The sequence below is a fragment of the Burkholderia sp. NLJ2 genome (genome assembly GCF_049487195.1).
Classification (GTDB): domain Bacteria; phylum Pseudomonadota; class Gammaproteobacteria; order Burkholderiales; family Burkholderiaceae; genus Burkholderia; species Burkholderia pyrrocinia.
In genome coordinates this window covers 2950172-2972472 of record NZ_CP137808.1, presented here as the reverse complement: position 1 = coordinate 2972472, position 22301 = coordinate 2950172, and the positions used below count along the sequence as shown (strand labels likewise).

Below are 22301 nucleotides of genomic sequence, written 5' to 3'. Positions count from 1 at the left end.
CACTTTGCCGCGGGCATGCCGCGTATGCGATTCGCGGCGCTACAATGATCGGCGTGTTTCACCCGACCCATGGATGCCTGTCCCGATGCGGATTCTGCTTGTCGAAGACGACCGAATGATTGCCGAGGGCGTGCGCAAGGCGCTGCGCTCGGACGGCTTTGCGGTCGACTGGGTGCAGGACGGCGACGCGGCGCTCACGGCGCTCGGCGGCGAGACGTACGACCTGCTGCTGCTCGACCTCGGCCTGCCGAAGCGCGACGGCATCGACGTGCTGCGCACGCTGCGCGCGCGGGGGCTGGCGCTGCCGGTGCTGATCGTCACCGCGCGCGATGCCATCGCCGATCGCGTGAAGGGCCTCGACGCGGGCGCCGACGACTACCTCGTCAAGCCGTTCGACCTCGACGAGCTGGGCGCTCGGATGCGCGCGCTGATCCGCCGCCAGGCCGGGCGCAGCGAGTCGCTGATCCGCCATGGCGCGCTGACGCTCGATCCCGCTTCGCACCAGGTGACGCTCGACGGTGCGCCCGTCGCGCTGTCCGCGCGCGAGTTCGCGCTGCTCGAGGCGCTGCTCGCGCGGCCCGGCGCGGTGCTGTCGAAGAGCCAGCTCGAGGAAAAGATGTACGGCTGGGGCGAGGAGATCGGCAGCAACACGGTCGAGGTCTACATCCACGCGCTGCGCAAGAAGCTCGGCTCGGACCTGATCCGCAACGTGCGCGGGCTCGGCTACATGGTCGTCAAGGAAAGCTGACGCGTGAGGTCGATTCGTCATCAATTGCTGATCTGGCTGCTCGCGATCGTCGTCGCGGGCGTGGGCGCTGCGGGCTGGCTCATCTATCGGCAGGCGCTCGCCGAGGCGAACGAGCTGTTCGACTACCAGCTGCAGGAAATCGCCGCGGCGCTGCCGTCCGAGCCGTTCTCGCAGGTATTCGGCTCGCGCACCAACGGCGATGAAGGCATCGTGATCCAGATCTGGAACCGCAACGGCGTGCTGATGTACTTCTCGCATCCGCGCGCGCCGATCGCGCCGCGCGCGGAGCTCGGCTTCTCGACCGAGCGCACCGATCGCGGCGAATGGCGCGTGTACGGCGCGATCGTCGGCGACAACGTCGTGCAGCTCGCGCAGCCGCTGTCGGTGCGCAACCGGCTCGCGGCGAACGTCGCGCTGCGCACGCTGTGGCCGCTGATCGTGCTGCTGCCGTTCCTCGGCGCGGCCGTGTGGGTGATCGTCGGGCGCGGGCTGGCGCCGCTCGGCCGCGTGACGCGCGCGGTCGAGGCACGCCGGCCGGAAGCGCTCGATCCGCTGCCCGACGAGCGCCTGCCGCTCGAGGTGCAGCCGCTCGTGCGGGCGCTGAACGGGCTGCTCGCGCGGCTGTCGGCCGCGCTCGACACGCAGAAGGCGTTCGTGGCCGATGCCGCGCACGAACTGCGCACGCCGCTCGCGGCCGTGCAGATCCAGGCGCAGCTCGTCGCCCGCGCGAAGGACGACGCGTCGCGCCGCGAGGCGGTCGCGGATCTCCAGGACGGCGTCACGCGCGCGACGCGCCTCGCGGAGCAGTTGCTTGCGCTCGCACGCGCCGAGCCGGACGGCGCGACGATGCGCGAACCGGTCGACCTGCAGGCGCTGCTGGCGGAATGCGTGGCCGCGCATGCGCCGCTCGCGCAGCGGCGCGACATCGATCTCGGCTTCGAGGAGACGCGTGCGGCGAGCGTCGTCGCGGACGTCGGCGCGCTGCGCGTGATGTTCGGCAACCTGCTCGACAACGCGGTGAAGTACACGCCGGACGGCGGCCGCATCGACGTGTCGCTGACCTCCGACGCGGCCGGCCGCGCGTGCGTCCAGATCGGCGACAGCGGGCCCGGCATCCCGGCCGATGAGCGCGAGCGCGTGTTCGACCGCTTCTACCGCGACAGCTCCGCGCGGGCGCGCGCCGACTTGTCGGGCAGCGGGCTCGGGCTCGCGATCGTCAAGCGCGTGGCGGCGCAGCAGGGTGCGACGGTGTCGCTCGGCGACGCGGCCGCGGGCGGCCTGCTCGTCAGCGTCGTGTTCCGCGACGCCGAGATGCCGACCGAGGCGCCGCGGCAGTCCGAATCCGTGTGAAGATCGGCGCCGGACGGGCCCTGGCAGCCGCTTAAGCCCCGATTAAGGCTGATTAAGCCTCCTTTAAGTCAGGGTCGTTACGCTGCGTCCTAACAAAGAGGAGGTCCTACGATGAACACCCGATTCCTTGCGCGCGGCGCCGTCGCGGTCGCCGTGGCGGCCGCCCTGTCGGCCGGTTACTTTGCCGGCACCCGCCGCGCCGATCCGCAGATCATCACGCCCGCACAGGCGGCCGCGCTGATGCCGGCCGAAGCGGCCGCGAAGACCGGCATCCCCGATTTCTCCGGGCTCGTCGAGACCTACGGCCCCGCGGTCGTGAACATCAGCGCGAAGCACGTCGTGAAGCAGGTGTCGCGGCGCGTGCCGCAGCCGCAACTGCCGATCGACCCGAGCGACCCGTTCTACCAGTTCTTCAAGCACTTCTACGGCCAGGTGCCGGGGATGGGCGGCGATGCGCAGCCGGACGACCAGCCGAGCGCGAGCCTCGGTTCCGGGTTCGTCGTCAGTTCCGACGGGTACATCCTCACCAATGCGCACGTGATCGACGGCGCGAACGTCGTCACGGTCAGGCTGACCGACAAGCGCGAATACAAGGCGAAGGTCGTCGGCTCGGACAAGCAGTCCGACGTCGCGGTGCTGAAGATCGACGCGAGCGGCCTGCCGACCGTGAAGATCGGCGATCCGGCGCAGAGCAAGGTCGGCCAGTGGGTCGTCGCGATCGGCTCGCCGTACGGCTTCGACAACACGGTCACGTCGGGCATCATCAGCGCGAAGTCGCGCGCGCTGCCGGACGAGAACTACACGCCGTTCATCCAGACCGACGTGCCGGTGAACCCCGGCAACTCGGGCGGCCCGCTGTTCAACCTGCGGGGCGAGGTGATCGGCATCAACTCGATGATCTATTCGCAGACGGGCGGCTTCCAGGGCCTGTCGTTCGCGATCCCGATCAACGAGGCGATCAAGGTGAAGGACGAACTCGTGAAGACGGGCCACGTGAGCCGCGGCCGCCTCGGCGTCGCCGTGCAGGGGCTGAACCAGACCCTCGCGAGCTCGTTCGGGCTGCAAAAGCCGGACGGTGCGCTCGTGAGCTCGGTCGACCCGAACGGCCCGGCCGCGAAGGCGGGCTTGCAGCCGGGCGACGTGATCCTGTCGGTCAACGGCTCGCCGGTCGCCGATTCGACGTCGCTGCCCGCGCAGATCGCGAACCTGAAGCCGGGTTCGAAGGCCGACCTGCAGATCTGGCGCGACAAGTCGAAGAAGTCGATCAGCGTGACGCTCGGCGCGATGGCCGATGCGAAACTCGCGTCGAACGACAACGGGCCGGTCGAGCAGGGCCGCCTGGGCGTCGCGGTGCGTCCGCTGTCGCCGCAGGAGCGCAGTGCCGACAACCTGTCGCACGGGCTGATCGTGCAGCAGGCCGGCGGGCCGGCCGCCAACGCGGGCATCCAGCCCGGCGACGTGATCCTCGCGGTCAACGGCCGCCCGGTCACGAGCCCCGAGCAGTTGCGCGACGCGGTGAAGGGCGCGGGCACCAGTCTTGCTCTGCTGATCCAGCGCGATAATGCACAGATCTTCGTGCCGGTCGACCTGAGCTGACCGGCGACGGCCGACGGCCGGCCAGGCCGGCCGCGGCGGGCGCCGCCGCCGTCCGATCCCGTGGTGTGGCGCCCCGTATGTGTTCCGACCCAAAGGAGAGAGCCATGCAATATCTACGCAACGTGTCCCGATTTGCCGTCGCCGTGGCGTTGGCCGCCGGCTTCGCAGCCGGCGCGACCGGCGCGTATGCGCAGTCGGACGGCTTGCCCGCCGCGGGCCAGCAGGGCGACGTCAGCTTCGTGTCCGGGGGCGTCGGGCAGGACGAATCGACGGCGTTCCAGCGCAACGAGGCGAAGTGGCCGCTGGCGCTGCGCTTCACCGGCAAGGGCGGCGAATTCCTGGCCGACGTCCATGTGCGGATCGTCGACGACAAGGGTGCCGACATGCTGAAAACCGACGCGCGCGGGCCGTACATGCTCGTGCAGGTGCGACCGGGGCGCTATACGGTGCATGCGACGTACCAGGGCAACGAAGAATCCCGCGCCGTCACGGTCGGCGCGAAGGGCGGCGCGAAAACCGCGTTCCAGTGGAGCGCACAGTGAGCCGCTGAGAGCGGCCCCGGCCCGGGGCGCGCAATCGGACGAAGTTTCGCCCATAATGAAAGCCACGGCATGCGTGCCGTGGCTTTTTTCGTTTCCTGCCACCGGCCTGCCTGCCGGGCCGCCCGAAGGAGAAACGATGTCCGATGCCGCCGATCCTCAACTTGAAATCGTGCCGAACCGCCATCGCGTGCGCGTGATCCATCACGGCATCACGTATGCCGATTCGCATGGCGTGCTGACCGTGCGCGAAACGGGGCGGCCGGACGTCCATTACCTGCCGCGCCGCGACGTCAACATGCGCAGGCTCTTGAAATCGGGCGTGACGACAGCCTGTCCGTTCAGGGGGCAGGCCGTGCATTTCGACTTGCAGACGGAAGACGGCGTGATCGAGAACGCCGCATGGAGTTACGAAGAACCGAAGGAGGCGGCGGCCGCGCTCGCGCACTACGTTGCCTTCGATGTCGCACGGATCGACAGTCTCGTCGAGACGTCCTGATGCGGCGCGCGTTCATCGGGGAGGCACCATGGAACTGAACGACACGTTACGCGTTCCGCTTGCGCTGCCTGTCGTGCGGGAAGCCTTCGAGGATCCCGCATTGCTGCGGGCGAGCTTCGACCATTGCGAATCGTTCGAGAAGCTCGCGCACGGCGAGTTCGCGCTGACGATCACGGTGCCGCTCGGCCCGCTGCGTGCGCACTACGACGTGCGAGCGCACGCGGCCGGCGAGCAGGGCGACGCGGAAGGGCAGCCGCGCCGCGTGATCAATTTCAAGGCGCGGGCCGACGGCCTCGGCGCGCTGCGCGGCCAGGTCGAACTCGTGCTGCTGCCCGATCACGATGCGAACGCCACGTGCCTCGAGTACGTGGTCTGGGCGACGGCAAGCGGGCCGCTCGCCGAATTGCCGGCGCGACAGATCGAGAATGCGTTGCGCGAGTGGACCGACGATTTCTTCCGCGAGTTCTGCGCGGTCGTGCAGGCGAAGCACGGTCTCGCGCCGAATCGCGCGAACCCGGCCGCGCAGCGGCGCCAGCATGTATTCCTGCGGCCGGCGTCGTTGATGGCCGCGACGAAGCGTCCGCTGCCGCCGCACGTTGGCGGCGCGCTGACCGGGCGTGCTGCCAGCGCGCTGCATCATCGCGGTTCCGGCACGGTGCCCGTCTGGGCATGGGTGGCGATGATCGTATTCGTCGCGCTGCTGCTTTATGCGGCACGCTGGATCAACGGCGGCTGAGCGGCAGAGCGGCTTTACACCGCCGGTTTCGCTTCACATCCGCCCGCTGCGCACGCGTCGCACATTACTGCCCCGTATCGGCACCGGCTCCGGCGCCGCGAAATTCCCTTCGATACGCAGACGGCGACGTGCCGAGCGCGCCCGCGAAATGCTGGCGCAGCGACACGCTCGACCCGTAGCCGGCCGCCTGCGCGATCGCGTCGATCGATTGTCCGGTGGTTTCCAGCAGATGCTGCGCGCGCGCGAGCCGCTCGGCCTGCAGCCACGCGGTGACGGTCGTACCGGTCGCCTGGCGGAAGTGGCGCGTGAACGTGCGCCGGCTCGTCAGCACGCGTTCGGCGAGCGAATCGACGCTGTGCGCGGCGTCGAGGTGTGCGCGCACCCAGTCGAGCAGGCCCGCGAGCCGCGCATCGCGCGGGTGCGCGGCGACGGGCTGCGGCACGTACTGGGCCTGCCCGCCCTGGCGGTGCGGCGGGATCACGAGGCGGCGCGCGATCTGGTTCGCGGCGTCCGAGCCGAAGCGCCGCCGCACGACGTGCAGGCAGCAGTCGAGCCCCGCGGCCGTGCCGGCCGACGTCATCAGGTTGCCGTCGTCGACGTACAGCACGTCGGGATCGAGTTTCACGCGCGGAAAGCGTTGCGCGAAGTCGTCGGCCCACGCCCAGTGCGTGGTGGCCGGGCGGCCGTCGAGCAGGCCGGCCGCGGCGAGCACGTATGCGCCGAGGCACAGCCCGACGAGCTGCGCGCCGCGTGCGGCGACCGCGCGCACGGCGTCGAGCAGTTCGTCGGGCGGCGCTTCGTCCGGATCGCGCCACGCCGGCACGATGACGATGTCCGCGTCGTCGAGTGCGTCGAGCCCGTACGGCGCGGTGATCGTGAAGCCGCCCGTCGTCGCGAGCGGGCCGCGCTCGGCCGAGCAGACGCGGAACTCGAACGCGGGCGACGCGGCCGCGTCGCGTTCCTTGCCGAACACGACGGACGGCACCGACAGGTGGAACGGGCTGATGCCGTCGTATGCAATCACGGCGACGACGGTCGGGACGGGTGACGCGGGTGACGCGGCAGCGGTCATGGCGGGCTCCGGAATGGCGATGGCCCGATTCTATCGAAGAATGGCTATCGGGCCACTATCTGCGGGGGCGATGCGGCCCGACAATGCATCGCATCGCGCTGCTGGCCGTCCTGTTCCGGGGCGGGGCCGCGCTTCAGGACAGGAGCCTGTCATGTCGAACACCGCCACGCATTCCACTTCCCGTTCCGCTTCCCGTCGCGCGCTGATCGTGATCGACGTCCAGAACGAATACGTGACGGGCAACCTGCCGATCGAGTATCCGCCGATCGACGTGTCGCTCGCGAACATCGGCCGCGCCATCGACGCCGCGCATGCAGCCGGCGTGCCCGTGATCATCGTCCAGCACGTCGCGCCGGCCGGCGCGCCGATCTTCGCGCCCGGCACCGACGGCGTTGCGCTGCACGCGGTCGTCGCCGGCCGGCCATACGCGCACCGGATCGAGAAGGCGCAGGCGAGTTCGTTCGCCGGGACCGATCTTGCCGCATGGCTCGACGCGCACGGGATCGACACGCTCGCGGTGGCGGGCTACATGACGCACAACTGCAATGCGTCGACGGTCTATCACGCGGCGCATGCGGGGCTGAATGTCGAGTACCTGAACGATGCGACCGGCGCGTTGCCGTACGAGAACGAAGCGGGCACGGCGAGCGCCGAAGAGATTCACCGCGCGTACACGGTGGTGTTCCAGTCGAATTTCGCGGCCGTGATGTCGACCGACGCGTGGATCGCGGGACTGGCCGGCGCGCCGATGCCCAAGCGCGATTCGGTGGCCGCGTCGAACCGGCGGGCCCGCGCGCATCGCGCGAAGGCGGCCTGAGCCGGTCGGGGAGACGGGGGCGGGCAGCGCGTTGCCGCGGCCGCTGTGCGGCCCGGCTCGACAATCGATGAAAATGAAACGGCGCGCGGGCACCCGCCGCGCCGTCAGTCGTCTTCCTTCAGCATCGCCGGGCTGTAGCGCAGCATGTCGAAGCAGCCGTCGACGAGCTTTTCCGCATGCCGCTCGGCGTCGATCTCGTCGGGCAGCATCAGCATGTCGCGCACGAAGCCGCTGACGAGCGTGTGCAGCATCAGGGTCGCGCGCCAAGTGTCGAGCCGATCGGGCAGCAGCTTCTGCCGGACGGCCACCGCGAGATCGGCGTCGATCGCATGCAGTGCCTCGCTCATTCCCGCGCGGTTGCGCTGCAGCAGCGGCTCCATGTCCGCGACGTACTCGCACTTCATGAACAGGATGCTGAACACGCGCCGCAACTGCGAGTCGCGCTGCACGCCGAGCAGGCACCAGATCAGGATCTTGCGGATCTTCTCGAGCGGATTGCCGCCCGGCGCGTCGAGCGGCATCCGCTTCAGCTCGTCGATCGGCAGAAACACGCGGTCGAACATCGCGTCGAACAGCTCGCTCTTGTTCGCGAAATGCCAGTAGATCGCGCCGCGCGTGACACCGGCGTGCTGGGCGATGTCCGCGAGCGACGTGTGCGACACGCCCTTCTCGAAGAACACGTGTTCGGCGGCATCGAGAATGCGATTGCGCGTCTCGAGCGCCTCCTCCTTGGTACGTCTGACCATGTACAGGCCTGATTGGAATCGGTCGTAGGTGAATATAGGGTCTGTAACCCTCGTCGTCGCCATGGGGACGGGCTATGCTTGCGATTGGTAATAATTCGTAAGACTGGATAGCCGCGGCGACACAAACGGGCTTTTTACATACATTCGTGAATGTATATACAATACCACCCTACGATCGAATGACCCAAGTGGCAATCAGTTAATATCCCACTCTGCTGATTCCCGCCCTAGTACCAGTCCGCAGTGCGCTGCATCCCGTCGGCATGGAGGTTTCGTGCCGACGTGCTGTATCCGGCAGTCCAGTAATTCAGGTGTTCGATCTGCGCCGCGAGGCGCATCCGTGTTGCGCTCCCGTCGGGTGCTGCACTTATTCCATTGGTTACACACAGAGGTCGCTCCATGCGCGTCGAACGGGTTCCATACCGCTTGATCACTGTCGCGGCAGCCGCGGTTTTCCTGGCTGCATGCGGAAAAAAAGAATCGGCACCGCCGCCGCAAACGCCGGAAGTCGGCGTCGTCACCGTCCAGCCGCAAGCCGTACCGATCTTCAGCGAGCTGCCGGGCCGGACCAGCGCGTTCCTCGTCGCACAGGTCCGCGCGCGGGTCGACGGCATCGTGCTGCGCCGTGAATTCACCGAAGGCACCGACGTCAAGGCCGGCCAGCGTCTCTACAAGATCGATCCGGCGCCGTATCTCGCCGCGCTGAACAGCGCGAAGGCGACGCTCGCGAAGGCGCAGGCGAACCTCGTCACGCAGAATGCGCTGGTCGCACGCTACAAGGTGCTGGTGGCCGCGAACGCGGTCAGCAAGCAGGACTACGACAACGCAGTGGCCACGCAAGGGCAGGCCGCGGCGGACGTCGCGGCCGGCAAGGCGGCGGTCGACACCGCGCAGATCAACCTCGGCTACACCGACGTGGTCTCGCCGATCACCGGCCGCGTCGGCATTTCGCAGGTGACGCCGGGCGCGTACGTGCAGGCGAGCCAGGCGACGCTGATGTCGACGGTGCAGCAGCTCGATCCGGTGTACGTGGACCTCACGCAATCGAGCCTCGAAGGCCTGAAGCTGCGCCAGGACGTGCAGAGCGGCCGCCTGAAGACGAGCGGCCCGGGCGCGGCGAAGGTGTCGCTGATCCTCGAGGACGGCAAGACCTATGCGGAGCCGGGCAAGCTGCAGTTCTCGGACGTGACGGTCGACCAGGCCACCGGCTCGGTGACGATCCGTGCGGTCTTCCCGAACCCGGGCCGCGTGCTGCTGCCGGGGATGTTCGTGCGCGCGCGCATCGAGGAAGGCGTGAACGAGAACGCATTCCTGGTGCCGCAGATCGGCGTGACGCATGACCAGAAGGGCCAGGCGATCGCGATGGTGGTGAACGCCGGCAGCAAGGTCGAGCCGCGTCCGCTGAAGACGACGGGCATGCAGGGCCAGAACTGGATCGTCGAAGGCGGTCTGGCAGCGGGCGATCAAGTGATCGTGCAGGGCGGCGCGAAGGTACGCCCGGGTGCGACCGTAAAGTCGGTGCCGGCCCAGCTCGCATCGGCGGCCGATGCCGCATCGGGCGCCGCCGCCGCAACTGCCGCACCGGCCGCCGCCGGTTCCGGTGCCGCTGCTGCTTCCGGTGCCGCCGCATCGGGCGCCGCGCCGGCGAGCGCTGCCGCTGCTTCGAGCGCGCAATAACAGGGAGCCTGTTTCATGGCAAAGTTTTTTATCGATCGCCCGATCTTTGCGTGGGTGATCGCCATCATCCTGATGCTGGCCGGGGTCGCGGCGATCTTCACGCTGCCGATCTCGCAGTATCCGACGATCGCGCCGCCATCGATCCAGATCACCGCGAACTACCCGGGCGCTTCCGCGAAGACGGTGGAAGACACGGTGACGCAGGTGATCGAGCAGCAGATGAGCGGTCTCGACAACTTCCTGTACATGTCGTCGACGAGTGACGACTCGGGCAACGCGACGATCACGCTGACCTTCGCGCCGGGCACCAACGCCGACATCGCGCAGGTCCAGGTCCAGAACAAGCTGTCGCTCGCGACGCCGGTTCTGCCGCAGGTCGTGCAGCAGCTCGGCCTGTCGGTGACGAAGTCGAGCAGCAGCTTCCTGCTGGTGCTCGCCTTCAACTCCGAAGACGGCAGCATGAACAAGTACGACCTCGCGAACTTCGTGGCGTCGCACGTGAAGGATCCGATCAGCCGGTTGAACGGCGTCGGTACCGTCACGCTGTTCGGCTCGCAGTACGCGATGCGGATCTGGCTCGACCCGACCCGCCTGACGAACTATGGCCTCACGCCGGTCGACGTCAGCTCGGCGATCACCGCGCAGAACGTGCAGATCGCGGGCGGCCAGATCGGCGGCACGCCGGCCACGCCGGGCACCGTGCTGCAGGCGACGATCACCGAATCGACGCTGCTGCAGACGCCCGAGCAGTTCGGCAACATCCTGCTGAAGGTCAACCAGGACGGCTCGCAGGTGCGCCTGAAGGACGTCGCGCAGATCGGCCTCGGCGGCGAAAACTACAACTTCGACACGAAGTACAACGGTCAGCCGACCGCGGCACTCGGTATCCAGCTCGCGACCAACGCGAACGCGCTCGCGACCGCGAAGGCCGTGCGCGCGAAGATCGACGAGCTGGCACCGTTCTTCCCGCACGGCCTCGTCGTGAAGTATCCGTACGACACGACGCCGTTCGTGAAGCTGTCGATCGAGGAAGTGGTCAAGACGCTGCTCGAAGGTATCGTGCTCGTGTTCCTCGTGATGTATCTGTTCCTGCAGAACCTGCGGGCGACGATCATCCCGACGATCGCGGTGCCGGTCGTGCTGCTCGGCACGTTCGCGATCATGTCGCTGGTGGGCTTCTCGATCAACACGCTGTCGATGTTCGGCCTCGTGCTCGCGATCGGCCTGCTGGTCGACGATGCGATCGTGGTGGTCGAGAACGTCGAGCGCGTGATGGCGGAAGAGGGCCTGTCTCCGAAGGAGGCGACCCGCAAGGCGATGGGCCAGATCACCGGCGCACTCGTCGGCGTGGCGCTCGTGCTGTCGGCGGTGTTCGTGCCGGTCGCGTTCTCCGGCGGGTCGGTCGGCGCGATCTATCGCCAGTTCTCGCTGACGATCGTGTCGGCGATGGTGCTGTCGGTGCTCGTCGCGTTGATTCTGACGCCGGCACTGTGCGCGACGATCCTGAAGCCGATCCCGCAAGGGCATCACGAAGAGAAGAAGGGCTTCTTCGGCTGGTTCAACCGCACGTTCAACAACAGCCGCGACAAGTACCACGTCGGCGTGCACCACGTGATCAAGCGTTCGGGCCGCTGGCTCATCATCTACCTGGTCGTGATCGTCGCGGTCGGCCTGCTGTTCGTGCGCCTGCCGAAGTCGTTCCTGCCCGATGAAGACCAGGGCCTGATGTTCGTGATCGTGCAGACGCCGTCGGGTTCGACGCAGGAAACGACCGCGAAGACGCTCGCGAACATTTCCGACTACCTGCTGAAGGACGAGAAGGAAATCGTCGAATCGGCGTTCACGGTCAACGGCTTCAGCTTCGCGGGTCGCGGCCAGAACTCGGGTCTCGTGTTCGTGCGCCTGAAGGACTACTCGCAGCGTCAGCATGCGAACCAGAAGGTGCAGGCGCTGATCGGCCGGATGTTCGGGCGCTACGCGGCCTACAAGGACGCGGTCGTGATCCCGTTCAACCCGCCGTCGATTCCTGAACTCGGTACGGCCGCCGGCTTCGACTTCGAGCTGACGGACAACGCCGGTCTCGGCCACGACGCGCTGATGGCCGCGCGTAACCAGCTGCTCGGGATGGCTTCGAAGGATCCGACGCTGCAGGGCGTGCGCCCGAACGGCCTGAACGACACGCCGCAGTACAAGGTCGACATCGATCGCGAGAAGGCGAATGCGCTCGGCGTGACGGCGGATGCGATCGACCAGACGTTCTCGATCGCGTGGGCGTCGAAGTACGTGAACAACTTCCTCGACACCGACGGCCGGATCAAGAAGGTCTACGTGCAGGCCGACGCACCGTTCCGGATGACGCCGGAGGACATGAACATCTGGTACGTGCGCAACGGGTCGGGCGGGATGGTGCCGTTCAGCGCGTTCGCGACCGGTCACTGGACCTACGGTTCGCCGAAGCTCGAGCGCTACAACGGCGTCTCGGCGATGGAAATCCAGGGTCAGGCCGCACCGGGCAAGTCGACGGGCCAGGCGATGACCGCGATGGAAGGGCTCGCGAAGAAGCTGCCGGTCGGTATCGGCTATTCGTGGACCGGCCTGTCGTTCCAGGAAATCCAGTCCGGTTCGCAGGCGCCGATCCTGTACGCGATCTCGATCCTCGTCGTGTTCCTGTGTCTCGCGGCGCTGTATGAAAGCTGGTCGATTCCGTTCTCGGTGATCATGGTCGTGCCGCTCGGCGTGATCGGTGCACTGCTCGCGGCGACGATGCGCGGCCTCGAGAACGACGTGTTCTTCCAGGTCGGCCTGCTGACCACCGTGGGCTTGTCCGCGAAGAACGCGATCCTGATCGTCGAGTTTGCGCGCGAGCTGCAGGAGTCGGAGAAGATGGGGCCGATCGAGGCCGCGCTGGAAGCGGCGCGCCTGCGGCTGCGTCCGATCCTGATGACGTCGCTCGCGTTCATTCTCGGCGTGATGCCGCTCGCGATCAGCAACGGCGCGGGTTCGGCGAGCCAGCACGCGATCGGTACGGGCGTGATCGGCGGGATGATCACGGCAACGTTCCTCGCGATCTTCATGATCCCGATGTTCTTCGTGAAGATCCGCGCGATCTTCAGCGGCGAGAAGGAAGACGTCGACGAGGCGCTGCGCCTGGCTCAGGAGCACTCGCACCACGAAGAGAAGCCGGGCAACGGCGACGAAGGCAACAAGGGACAGTGATGATGCAAAAACACGCTTTGACTGCAATCGCGGTCGCGCTCTTTGCCACCGGCTGCACGATGGCGCCGCATTACACGCGGCCCGACGCACCCGTCGCACAGGCGTACCCGGCCGGCGGCGTCTATGCGACGCAGCCGGGCGCTGCCGGCGCGCGCAGCGCGAACGGCCAGGCGGCGACCGCCATCGGCTGGCGCGAATTCTTCGTCGATCCGCGCCTGCAGCGGCTGATCGAGATCGCGCTGAAGAACAACCGCGACCTGCGCGTGTCGGTGCTGAACATCGAGGCGGCGCGCGCGCAGTACCAGATCACGCGCGCGGGCCTGTTCCCGACGCTCGACGGCACGGGTACGGGCAGCATCCAGCGTGTCCCGGCCGGCGTGTCGACGACGCGGCAGCCGTTGATCTCGCGCACCTACAACGTCGGGCTTTCCGCGTCGTGGGAACTCGACCTGTTCGGCCGCGTGCAGAGCCTGAAGGACCAGGCGCTCGCGCAGTACCTGTCGACCGCGTACGCGCGGCAGGCGTCGGAAATCTCGCTGGTGTCGCAGGTGGCTGACCAGTACCTGACGCTGCTGTCGACCGACGACTTGCTGAAGGTCACGGAGAACACGCTGAAGTCCGCTCAGGCGCAGTACGACCTGACGAAGCTGCAGTTCGACAACGGCACGGGCTCCGAGCTCGAGCTGCGTCAGGCGCAGACCGTCGTCGAGACGGCGCTCGCGAACCAGCAGGCGCAGGCGCGTGCGCGTGCGCAGGCGCTGAACGCGCTGGTGCTGCTGATCGGCGAGCCGCTGCCGGACGACCTGCCGCCGGGCATGCCGCTCGACGCGCAGAACCTGCTGACGGACGTGCCGGCCGGGTTGCCGTCGGACCTGCTGACGCGTCGTCCGGACGTGATGCAGGCCGAGCAGACGCTGCTGGCCGCGAACGCGAACATCGGCGCGGCACGCGCGGCGTTCTTCCCGAAGATCTCGCTGACGGCGGCGTTCGGCACCGCGAGCCCGACGCTCGGCGGCCTGTTCAAGGCCGGCACGGCAGCGTGGTCGTTTGCGCCGAGTATTGCGGTGCCGATCTTCGAGGGCGGTTCGAACATCGCCAATCTCGATCTCGCGCACGTGCAAAAGCGCATCGAGATCGCGAACTACGAGAAGGCGATCCAGTCGGCATTCCGCGAAGTGTCGGACGGGCTGGCTGCACGCGGCACGTACGACCAGCAGATCGCCGCGCTCGAGCGCAACGAGCACGCGCAGCAGCGACGCTTCGACCTGTCGGACCTGCGTTACAAGAACGGCGTCGACAGCTACCTGTCGGTGCTGACCGCGCAGACGGACCTGTACTCGGCGCAGCAGACGCTCATCAGCGCGCGCCTGGCGCGCTGGACGAGCCTGGTCGACCTGTACCGCGCACTGGGCGGCGGCTGGGTCCAGCGGGCCGGCGAGACGCCGCGCGCGCCGGACGCGCCGGTCGACTACGACAAGGCGGCTGCACCGGCGCCCGCGTCGGCAGCGGCAACCAACGGGTAAGCGCGAAGCAGGGCGGGAGCGGGCGACCGCTCCTGTCCGTCGAACCGGCGGTATGCGGAAGCGACAACGCCACGGACGAAAGTCCGTGGCTTTTTTTTTGTGCTGTCGTATCGCGTGGAATGGGGCCGCTGGCGTGGCGATGCCTGCACCGGACTTCGTCGCTCCGGTTATTCCGGTCACGCCTATCCGCGTGGCCAATCGGCCTCATGCGCCGCACTGCCGGCGGCCAGCGTTCCCGATCCAGGCACGGTCGCCCGACCCCCGCGTCATCCGACACCCGCCAAGCAAAAACGCCACGGTATGCCGTGGCGTTTTTCGTTACCGCGTTGCGCCGTCGTCCGGCGCGGCGCGATCAGTGGTGCACGTCGGCGGGACGCCCGTCGAAGTCGTGTCCGGCGCGGCGGATGTCGCAGCGCGCATCCTTTTCGCCTTTCACGCCGTTGAACACGATGTTCAGGACCACGGACGTTACCGATGCCAGCAGGATGCCGCTGTGCAGGATCGGTGCGAGTGCGGGCGGCAGCTTCGAGAAGAAGTGCGGCGACACGACCGGCACGAGGCCCATGCCGATGCTCACGGCGACGATGAACAGGTTGTGGCTGTTGTTCACGAAGTCGACCTTCGACAGCACCTTGATGCCGTTCGCGGCCACCATCCCGAACATCACGATGCCTGCGCCGCCGAGCACGAACGGCGGCACCGACGCGACGACCTGCGCCATCTTCGGGAACAGGCCGAGCATCACGAGGATCACGCCGCCCGTCGCGCACACGAACCGGCTCTTCACGCCCGTCACGCCGATCAGGCCGACGTTCTGCGAGAACGACGTATGCGGGAACGAGTTGAAGATGCCGCCGATCAGCGTGCCGAGGCCGTCGACGCGCAGGCCGCGCACCAGGCGCTCCTGGTCGACCGGACGATCGACCATGTCGCCGACCGCGAGGAACATGCCGGTCGATTCGATGAACGTGACGAACATCACGGTGACCATCGTCGCGATCGACAGCGGGTCGAAGTGCGGCCAGCCGAAGTGGAACGGCATCACGAAGCCGACCCACGGCGCGAGCGACACGCCTTCCGTGTTCACGCGGCCGATGGCGAACGCGATCGCGAAGCCGGCGACGATGCCGAGCAGCACCGAGATGTTCGCGATGAAGCCGCGGCCGAACTTGTTGATCAGCAGGATCAGCATGAGCACGAGCAGCGACAGGCCGAGATAGACGGGGCTGCCGTATTCGGGGTTGCCGACGCCGCCGGCGGCCCAGTTGATGCCGACTTCCATCAGCGACAGCCCGATCACGGCAATCACGGTGCCGACGACCACCGGCGGGAAGAACCGCAACAGCTTGCCGATCATCGGCGCCAGCACGATGCCGATGATGCCGGCGGCGATGGTCGAGCCGAAGATGTCGAGAATGCCGAGGCCGGGGTTCGTGCCGATCGCGATCATCGGGCCGACTGCCGCGAACGTGCAGCCCATGATGACGGGCAGGCGGATCCCGAAGATCCACAGGCCCAGCGTCTGGATCAGCGTGGCGATGCCGCACGAAAACAGATCGGCGCTGATCAGGAACGCGATCTGGTCTTTCGGCAGCTTGAGCGCGCCGCCAACGATAAGCGGCACGGCGACAGCGCCGGCGTACATGACGAGGACGTGTTGCAGGCCAAGCGTTACCAGCTTGCCGGTCGGCAGCACCTCATCGCACGGATGGACCGTGTTCGATTGCATCTGTCTCACTCCATGATCTTGTTTTCAGGGTGATACGAAGTTATGCGGAATGAATCCGCGCAACAAGAGCGCTGGGTACTATTCCGTTCTTTGCTGGTTCGATATGCCAATTCGGCATGAAACAGGGTGTCGATCATCGGGAAACTGCCGCAGGAGTGAGGTTCCCCGGTTTTATAGCCCTTCAAAATAGCGCCGGCCCCCGTGCCAAATATCGGCTGGTTTATGGTGTGTATCGGGAAGGGCGCATAGTGGCAAAAAGGGGTGTCGAAAAATCGCGCCGGGTTAACCCGCGAACGGCCGCTTTTGCATGCAAGGTGCAGCCCGGTGAAACCCGGCCGCCGACCGCGGCTTTCCTGCATCGCATGACGCTGCGCCGACCGCAAAAGCCGGGGCGCGCATCGCGATCCCGTTATCATCGGCATCCGTCCATACGAATTCATTCTCCCGTCATGCGCCTGCTCGGAATCGACCTCGGCACCGGCTCCGTCAAACTCGTCACGCTCGATGCCGATGGCGTCGAACGCGCGGTCGCGAGCGAACCCTATGCGTTGTCGTCGCCGCAGCCCGGCTGGGCCGAGATCGCGCCCGACGCGTGGTGGCAGGCACTCGTGCGCGCGGCCGCGCGGCTGCCGGCCGGCGAGCGCGCGCAGGTCGCGGCGATCGGCTTCTCCGGCCAGATGCATGGCGTCGTGCTGATCGACGCGGACGGGCAGCCGGTGCGGCCCGCGCTGCTGTGGCCCGACACGCGCGCGGTGCGCGAAGCGGACGCGGCCGGCTGGCCCGTCGCCGGAATGCCCGTCGCGGGAGCGCTCGCCGCCGGAGCGCCCGCCGCGGGAGTGCCCGCCACGGGAGCGCCCGCCGCTCCGAACCCGGTCGCGCCGGGCATGGCGGGCCCGCTGTTGCGCTGGCTGGCCACGCACGAACCCGACGCGCTGCGCGCCGCGCGCTGGGCCGTGCAGCCGAAGGACTGGTTGCGCATCGCGCTCGGCGGCGACGTCGCGGCCGATCCGAGCGATGCGTGCGCGACCGCGCTCGCGACGCCCGACGGTGCCTGGGATACGGCATTGATCGACGCGCTCGGCCTGCCGGCCGACCGGTTCGCGCCGGTCCTTGCGTCGACTGCGCGCTGCGGCGTGCTCGGCGCGCAGGCGGCCGCGGCGCTCGGCCTGCCTGCCGGCGTGCCGCTGGCGACGGGCGCGGCCGACACCGCATGCGCGGCGCTCGGCAGCGGGCTGGCCGCGGCCGGCGACGCGCTGCTGACGACGGGCAGCGGCGGGCAGATCGTCGTGCTCGCGGATGCGCTGCCGCCCGCGCGGCGCGGGCTGCATCGCTATCGCGCGGCGGCCGGCGGCGGTTATTACACGATGGCCGCGATGCAGAACGTCGGGCTCGCGCTCGAAGCCGTGCGCGGCTGGCTCGGCTATTCGGAATGGGCTCACGCGTATGACGATGCGTTCGCGCAGCCGGCGTCGGAACGGCTGTGCTTCCTGCCGTACCTGACCGGCGAGCGTTCGCCGTGGATGAACCCCGATGCGCGCGGCGGCTGGCTCGGCCTCGGGCTCGGCGACACGCGCGGCGCGATGATGCGTGCCGCGTTCGAAGGCGTCGCGTTCGCGTTGCGCGCGGGGCTCGATGCGATCCGCGATGCGGATCGTCGCGACCCGGTGACGACGCTGCATCTCGCGGGCGGCGGCTCGGTCGATCCGCGCTGGCGCCAGTTGCTTGCCGATGCGCTCGGTGCGTCGCTGCACGCGATCGATTGCCCGAATGCCGCGACGCGCGGCGCCGCGCTGCTCGCGGGCGTCGCGATCGGACACTGGCGCGAAGATGCGTTGCACGCGCTCGCGCCGGCTGCGTCGCCGGTCGCTGCGCCGCGCGACGATCGCCTGCTGGCCGCACGCCACGCACGCTTCGTCGATCTGTACGCGCGCACGGATGCATGGTTCACGACGGGCGTTTAAACTCGGACACTTGTTCTTTTGCGTCAGCGATGACGCATCGTGGCAAGCCGGCGACCGTTTCCCGCACGCGGTGCGCGGCGGGACCGGCCATCATGGCGAGCACGAGATGCTTTTGCCGTGTCGCGCGCGATGTCGCGCGCATGGTTTCGACCGCTTTGAACGGGGCCCGGTGCGGAGCATGGGACCGGATGCAAGGCGTGGGGCCGGAGTCGGTGCCGAAGCACCGGCTCCGGCCGACACCAGTGTTGAACACTGACCCCGGGCGACACCGGCGCTGCAGCGCCACCGCGGGGCGACCCAATTGACAGACAGGAGTGACACGATGAAAACGAAAGCCGCGATTGCATGGAAGGCGGGCGCACCGCTGACGATCGAGGAAGTCGATCTCGAAGGGCCGCGCGCCGGCGAAGTGCTGATCGAAGTGAAGGCGACGGGCATCTGCCACACCGACTACTACACGCTGTCGGGTGCCGATCCGGAAGGGATTTTCCCGGCGATCCTCGGCCATGAGGGCGCGGGCGTGGTGGTCGACGTCGGCCCCGGCGTCGGCACCGTGAGGAAGGGCGACCACGTGATTCCGCTCTACACGCCGGAATGCCGCGAGTGCAAGTTCTGCCTGTCGCGCAAGACCAACCTGTGCCAGAAGATCCGCGCGACGCAAGGCAAGGGCCTGATGCCCGACGCGACGTCGCGCTTCTCGCTCGACGGCAAGCCGCTGTTCCACTACATGGGTACGTCGACGTTCTCGAACTACATCGTCGTGCCGGAGATCGCGGTCGCGAAGGTGCGCGAGGACGCGCCGTTCGACAAGATCTGCTACATCGGCTGCGGCGTGACGACCGGCGTCGGCGCGGTCGTCTACTCGGCGAAGGTCGAGGCCGGTGCGAACGTCGTCGTGTTCGGCCTCGGCGGGATCGGCCTGAACGTGATCCAGGGCGCGAAGATGGTCGGCGCGGACAAGATCATCGGCGTCGACATCAACCCGAAGCGCGTCGAACTCGCGAAGAAGTTCGGGATGACGCACTTCATCAACCCGAACGAAGTCGAGAACGTCGTCGACCACATCGTGCAGCTGACCGACGGCGGCGCCGACTACTCGTTCGAATGCGTCGGCAACGTGAAGCTGATGCGCCAGGCGCTCGAGTGCACGCACAAGGGCTGGGGCCAGTCGTTCATCATCGGCGTTGCCGCGGCCGGCGAGGAAATCAGCACGCGTCCGTTCCAGCTCGTGACGGGCCGCGAGTGGAAGGGTTCGGCGTTCGGCGGCGCGCGCGGCCGCACCGACGTGCCGAAGATCGTCGACTGGTACATGGAAGGCAAGATCAACATCGACGACCTGATCACGCACACGCTGCCGCTCGAGCGGATCAACGAAGGTTTCGACCTGATGAAGGCCGGCGAGTCGATCCGTTCGGTCGTGTTGTACTGACCGGGAGCGCACCGTCATGCTCGAACTCGTCTCTTCGCACGCGTGCCACGGCGGCGAGCAGCGCTTCTACCGTCACGATTCGGCGGCGATCGGGCTGCCGATGAAGTTCTCGGTGTACCTGCCGCCGCAGGCCGCGCATGGCCGCGTGCCGGCGCTGTTCTACCTCGCGGGCCTCACCTGCACCGACGAGACGTTCGCGATCAAGGCCGGCGCGCAACAATACGCGGCGCAGCACGGCGTCGCGCTCGTGATGCCCGACACGAGCCCGCGCGGTGCGGGCGTGCCGGGCGAGACCGAGGCGTGGGACTTCGGGGTCGGCGCGGGCTTCTACGTCGATGCGACCGAGGCGCCGTGGTCCGCGCATTACCGGATGGAGTCCTACGTGACGGGCGAGCTGCGCGAATTCGTCGCGGCCGAGCTGCCGATCGACGGCGCGCGGCTCGGGATCTTCGGTCACTCGATGGGCGGCCACGGCGCGCTGACGCTCGCGTTGCGCCATCCCGGCCTGTACCGGTCGGTGTCGGCGTTCGCGCCGATCGCCGCGCCGACGCGCTGCCCGTGGGGCGAGAAGGCGTTCTCGGGTTATCTCGGTGACGATCGCGACACGTGGAAGGCGCACGACGCGAGCGAACTCGTCGCGCGCGCCGATGCGCCGAAGTTCGCGGACGGCATCCTGGTCGACCAGGGCCTCGCCGATCAATTCCTCGCGAACCAGCTGAATCCCGACGTGTTCGAAGCCGCGTGCGCGAAGGCCGGCCAGCCGCTGACGCTGCGCCGCCATCCTGGCTACGACCACGGGTACTACTTCATCTCGACGTTCATCGCCGATCACATCGCGCATCACGCGCGCGCGCTCGCACGATGAGCGGGAAGGGAAGCAGGTAACGCACACGGCGCTCCGCACGATCGCGGGCGCATGAAAAAAACGCCGGCGCTGCCCTCGGGCACGCCGGCGTTTTCATTGGCATCGGGCGGCGATCCGTCGAGCGGCGATCAGTGGCGCCGCAACAGGCTCGCGCCGTACACGAGCGCCGACAGCGCGGTGATCCAGAAGCTCGTCGGCCAGTCGGTGTGATAGGCGAGCGTGATACCGGCCCACGCCTCGAACAGCGCGAACAGCGCGGCGAGCAGCACGCCCGTCGACAGCCGCGTCGACACGTTCTGCGCGGCCGCGGCCGGCCCGACCAGCAGCGTGAACACGAGCAGCACGCCGACGATCTGCGTCGCCGCGGCCACGGCGAGCGCGCACACCGCGAGGAACAGCATCGACACCGTGCGCAGCGACACGCCCTTGGCTTCGGCCAGTTCGGGCTGCAGCGACGCGAACAGCAGCGGCCGCGCGATCAGCGCGAGCGCGACGAGGCTCACCGCGCCGATGCCGGCCAGCACCGCAAGCGTGTCGTGGTTGACCGCGAGCACGTTGCCGAACAGCAGTGCAGTCACCTGCGTCGCGAACGACGTGTAGAAATGCAGGAACAGCAGGCCGAAGCCGAGCGCGCCCGACAGGATCACGCCGATCGCGACGTCGCGGCCCGCGAGCCGTTCGCCGAGCGCGCCCATCCCGATCCCGGCCGCGAGCGTGAAGCCGACCATTCCCCAGATCGGCGAGATGCCGAGCAGCACCGCGCCCGTCGCGCCGGTGAAGCCGACGTGCGACAGCGCATGGCCGGCGAAGGTCTGCCCGCGCAGCACCAGGAAGTAGCCGACGATGCCCGCGAGCACCGCGACGATTCCCGACGCCGCGAAGGCGTTGATCATGAAGTCGTATTCAAACATCGTGCGAATGCCCGGGATGAGCGTGTCCGTGGTGGTGATGGCCGTGTCCGCCGCCGCCGTGCGAGTGGCCGTCGTCGTCCTCGTGTTCGTGGTCGTGCTTCTCGATCTCGACGTCGCCCGACATCACGAAGATCTTGCCGTTCACACGCATCACGTCGATCGGTGACCCGTAGAGCCGCGACAGCACGGGTTTCGTGATCACTTCGTCGACGGTGCCGAGCGCCGCGACGCCGTTGCCGAGATACAGCACGCGGTCGAGCGCGTTCAGCAGCGGGTTCAGTTCGTGCGCGGAGAACAGCACGGTGATGCCGAGCTCGCGCTGCACGTTGCGCACGAGTTCGACCACGCCGCGCTGATGGTTCGGGTCGAGGCTGATCAGCGGTTCGTCGAGCAGCAGCAGCTTCGGGCTGCCGAGCAGGCACTGCGCGAGCAGCAGGCGCTGCCGCTCGCCGCCCGACAGCTCCGACAGCGGCCGGCGCGCGAGCGACGGGCCGCCGACGAGGTCGAGCACGCGGTCGACGTCGCGGCGCGTCGCCGCGTTCGTGTGCGGCAGCCCCCAGCGGTGGCCGTCGGCGGCCATCGCGACGAAGTCGTAACCGCGCATCCGGCGGTTCGCGAGGCCGCTCCTGATCTGCGGCATGTAGCCGATCGACGCGTTGCCGCGCACGACCGGCACGCCGCCGACCGACAGCGTGCCGGCCGAGACGGGTACGAGGCCGAGCACGGCGCGCATCAGTGTCGTCTTGCCCGCACCGTTCGGCCCGAGCACGCCGACGAATTCGCCGGGTTCGATCGAGAAGCTGACGTCGCGCAGGATCGTGCGTCCGCCCAGTTCGAGCGTGACGCGATCGACTGCGAGTGCGTGGGGAGTGGCGGTCATGTCGTTA

18 protein-coding genes are annotated in these 22301 nt (G+C 68.1%); 13 read left to right on the top strand and 5 right to left on the bottom strand.

The genetic code is table 11. The features are described from left to right. The first annotated feature begins 85 nt into the window (after positions 1-85). From R9B84_RS13695 to R9B84_RS13670, 6 genes are all read left to right on the top strand, one after another. Positions 86-748, top strand: a complete 663-nt coding sequence (locus tag R9B84_RS13695) for a response regulator (RefSeq protein ID WP_047898916.1) — start codon at positions 86-88, stop codon at positions 746-748. Between the two features lie 3 nt (positions 749-751). Further along, positions 752-2098, top strand: coding sequence for an ATP-binding protein (locus R9B84_RS13690; protein ID WP_423758345.1), 1347 nt, complete (start codon positions 752-754; stop codon positions 2096-2098). Positions 2099-2209: 111 nt separating this feature from the next. Further along, on the top strand, positions 2210-3694 hold the full coding sequence (locus R9B84_RS13685; RefSeq protein WP_423758344.1) for a DegQ family serine endoprotease: 1485 nt from the start codon (positions 2210-2212) through the stop codon (positions 3692-3694). 104 nt (positions 3695-3798) lie between these two features. After that, a complete protein-coding gene (locus R9B84_RS13680) occupies positions 3799-4236 on the top strand; it encodes a carboxypeptidase-like regulatory domain-containing protein (protein WP_423758343.1) in 438 nt (145 codons plus the stop codon). A 136-nt stretch (positions 4237-4372) separates the two neighbouring features. After that, on the top strand, positions 4373-4732 hold the full coding sequence (locus R9B84_RS13675; protein WP_423758342.1) for a DUF427 domain-containing protein: 360 nt from the start codon (positions 4373-4375) through the stop codon (positions 4730-4732). 28 nt (positions 4733-4760) lie between these two features. After that, positions 4761-5468 carry a CoxG family protein gene (locus R9B84_RS13670; RefSeq protein ID WP_423758341.1) on the top strand — a complete coding sequence of 236 codons (708 nt, stop codon included), beginning with the start codon at positions 4761-4763 and terminating at the stop codon, positions 5466-5468. Between the two features lie 64 nt (positions 5469-5532). On the opposite strand, the gene R9B84_RS13665 is transcribed toward R9B84_RS13670, so the two are convergent. Continuing rightward, positions 5533-6540 (bottom strand): helix-turn-helix domain-containing protein, encoded by a 1008-nt coding sequence (locus R9B84_RS13665; RefSeq protein WP_423758340.1) that lies wholly within the window; start codon positions 6538-6540, stop codon positions 5533-5535. Between the two features lie 151 nt (positions 6541-6691). Here R9B84_RS13665 and R9B84_RS13660 point away from each other — a divergent pair, with 151 nt between their 5' ends. Next, entirely contained in the window at positions 6692-7357 is a 666-nt protein-coding gene (locus R9B84_RS13660; RefSeq protein WP_423758339.1) for a cysteine hydrolase family protein, read from the top strand. Between the two features lie 104 nt (positions 7358-7461). Here the strand turns inward: R9B84_RS13660 and R9B84_RS13655 are convergent, their stop codons facing one another. Continuing rightward, positions 7462-8103, bottom strand: coding sequence for a TetR family transcriptional regulator (locus R9B84_RS13655; RefSeq protein ID WP_096471649.1), 642 nt, complete (start codon positions 8101-8103; stop codon positions 7462-7464). A 399-nt stretch (positions 8104-8502) separates the two neighbouring features. Here R9B84_RS13655 and R9B84_RS13650 point away from each other — a divergent pair, with 399 nt between their 5' ends. From R9B84_RS13650 to R9B84_RS13640, 3 genes are read left to right on the top strand one after another with little or no spacing between them, the layout of a single operon-like run. Then, complete coding sequence (locus tag R9B84_RS13650; protein WP_423758338.1) at positions 8503-9780, top strand: efflux RND transporter periplasmic adaptor subunit; 1278 nt, start codon at positions 8503-8505, stop codon at positions 9778-9780. Between the two features lie 15 nt (positions 9781-9795). Beyond that, positions 9796-12996, top strand: coding sequence for an efflux RND transporter permease BpeB (gene bpeB, locus R9B84_RS13645; protein ID WP_423758337.1), 3201 nt, complete (start codon positions 9796-9798; stop codon positions 12994-12996). Beyond that, a complete protein-coding gene (locus R9B84_RS13640) occupies positions 12996-14519 on the top strand; it encodes an efflux transporter outer membrane subunit (RefSeq protein WP_423758336.1) in 1524 nt (507 codons plus the stop codon). Before bpeB ends, R9B84_RS13640 begins: the two co-directional genes overlap by 1 nt. Positions 14520-14871: 352 nt before the next feature. On the opposite strand, the gene R9B84_RS13635 is transcribed toward R9B84_RS13640, so the two are convergent. Beyond that, on the bottom strand, positions 14872-16248 hold the full coding sequence (locus tag R9B84_RS13635; protein WP_423758335.1) for a nucleobase:cation symporter-2 family protein: 1377 nt from the start codon (positions 16246-16248) through the stop codon (positions 14872-14874). Positions 16249-16697: 449 nt separating this feature from the next. On the opposite strand from R9B84_RS13635, the gene R9B84_RS13630 reads away from it, so the two are divergent. The 3 genes from R9B84_RS13630 to fghA all read left to right on the top strand — a co-directional run bounded on the left by R9B84_RS13630 (position 16698) and on the right by fghA (position 20503). Continuing rightward, positions 16698-18209: a xylulokinase gene (locus R9B84_RS13630; RefSeq protein ID WP_423758334.1), complete on the top strand. Its 1512-nt coding sequence runs from the start codon at positions 16698-16700 to the stop codon at positions 18207-18209. 322 nt (positions 18210-18531) lie between these two features. Further along, entirely contained in the window at positions 18532-19638 is a 1107-nt protein-coding gene (locus R9B84_RS13625) for an S-(hydroxymethyl)glutathione dehydrogenase/class III alcohol dehydrogenase (protein ID WP_006483756.1), read from the top strand. A 16-nt stretch (positions 19639-19654) separates the two neighbouring features. Next, a complete protein-coding gene (fghA, locus tag R9B84_RS13620; protein WP_423758333.1) occupies positions 19655-20503 on the top strand; it encodes an S-formylglutathione hydrolase in 849 nt (282 codons plus the stop codon). A gap of 128 nt (positions 20504-20631) precedes the next feature. Here fghA and R9B84_RS13615 read toward each other — a convergent pair whose 3' ends face one another. Then, a complete protein-coding gene (locus R9B84_RS13615) occupies positions 20632-21414 on the bottom strand; it encodes a metal ABC transporter permease (protein WP_096471641.1) in 783 nt (260 codons plus the stop codon). Continuing rightward, positions 21407-22294 (bottom strand): ABC transporter ATP-binding protein, encoded by an 888-nt coding sequence (locus tag R9B84_RS13610; RefSeq protein ID WP_047898900.1) that lies wholly within the window; start codon positions 22292-22294, stop codon positions 21407-21409. Before R9B84_RS13610 ends, R9B84_RS13615 begins: the two co-directional genes overlap by 8 nt. Between the last annotated feature and the right edge of the window lie 7 nt (positions 22295-22301).

Coding starts and splice junctions, on each gene's coding strand:
- R9B84_RS13695 (WP_047898916.1), top strand. CDS start 86: ATGCGGATTCTGCTTGTCGAAGACGACCGAATGATTGCCGAGGGCGTG.
- R9B84_RS13685 (WP_423758344.1), top strand. CDS start 2,210: ATGAACACCCGATTCCTTGCGCGCGGCGCCGTCGCGGTCGCCGTGGCG.
- R9B84_RS13680 (WP_423758343.1), top strand. CDS start 3,799: ATGCAATATCTACGCAACGTGTCCCGATTTGCCGTCGCCGTGGCGTTG.
- R9B84_RS13675 (WP_423758342.1), top strand. CDS start 4,373: ATGTCCGATGCCGCCGATCCTCAACTTGAAATCGTGCCGAACCGCCAT.
- R9B84_RS13670 (WP_423758341.1), top strand. CDS start 4,761: ATGGAACTGAACGACACGTTACGCGTTCCGCTTGCGCTGCCTGTCGTG.
- R9B84_RS13665 (WP_423758340.1), bottom strand. CDS start 6,540: ATGACCGCTGCCGCGTCACCCGCGTCACCCGTCCCGACCGTCGTCGCC.
- R9B84_RS13660 (WP_423758339.1), top strand. CDS start 6,692: ATGTCGAACACCGCCACGCATTCCACTTCCCGTTCCGCTTCCCGTCGC.
- R9B84_RS13655 (WP_096471649.1), bottom strand. CDS start 8,103: ATGGTCAGACGTACCAAGGAGGAGGCGCTCGAGACGCGCAATCGCATT.
- R9B84_RS13650 (WP_423758338.1), top strand. CDS start 8,503: ATGCGCGTCGAACGGGTTCCATACCGCTTGATCACTGTCGCGGCAGCC.
- bpeB (WP_423758337.1), top strand. CDS start 9,796: ATGGCAAAGTTTTTTATCGATCGCCCGATCTTTGCGTGGGTGATCGCC.
- R9B84_RS13640 (WP_423758336.1), top strand. CDS start 12,996: ATGATGCAAAAACACGCTTTGACTGCAATCGCGGTCGCGCTCTTTGCC.
- R9B84_RS13635 (WP_423758335.1), bottom strand. CDS start 16,248: ATGCAATCGAACACGGTCCATCCGTGCGATGAGGTGCTGCCGACCGGC.
- R9B84_RS13630 (WP_423758334.1), top strand. CDS start 16,698: ATGCGCCTGCTCGGAATCGACCTCGGCACCGGCTCCGTCAAACTCGTC.
- R9B84_RS13625 (WP_006483756.1), top strand. CDS start 18,532: ATGAAAACGAAAGCCGCGATTGCATGGAAGGCGGGCGCACCGCTGACG.
- fghA (WP_423758333.1), top strand. CDS start 19,655: ATGCTCGAACTCGTCTCTTCGCACGCGTGCCACGGCGGCGAGCAGCGC.
- R9B84_RS13615 (WP_096471641.1), bottom strand. CDS start 21,414: ATGTTTGAATACGACTTCATGATCAACGCCTTCGCGGCGTCGGGAATC.
- R9B84_RS13610 (WP_047898900.1), bottom strand. CDS start 22,294: ATGACCGCCACTCCCCACGCACTCGCAGTCGATCGCGTCACGCTCGAA.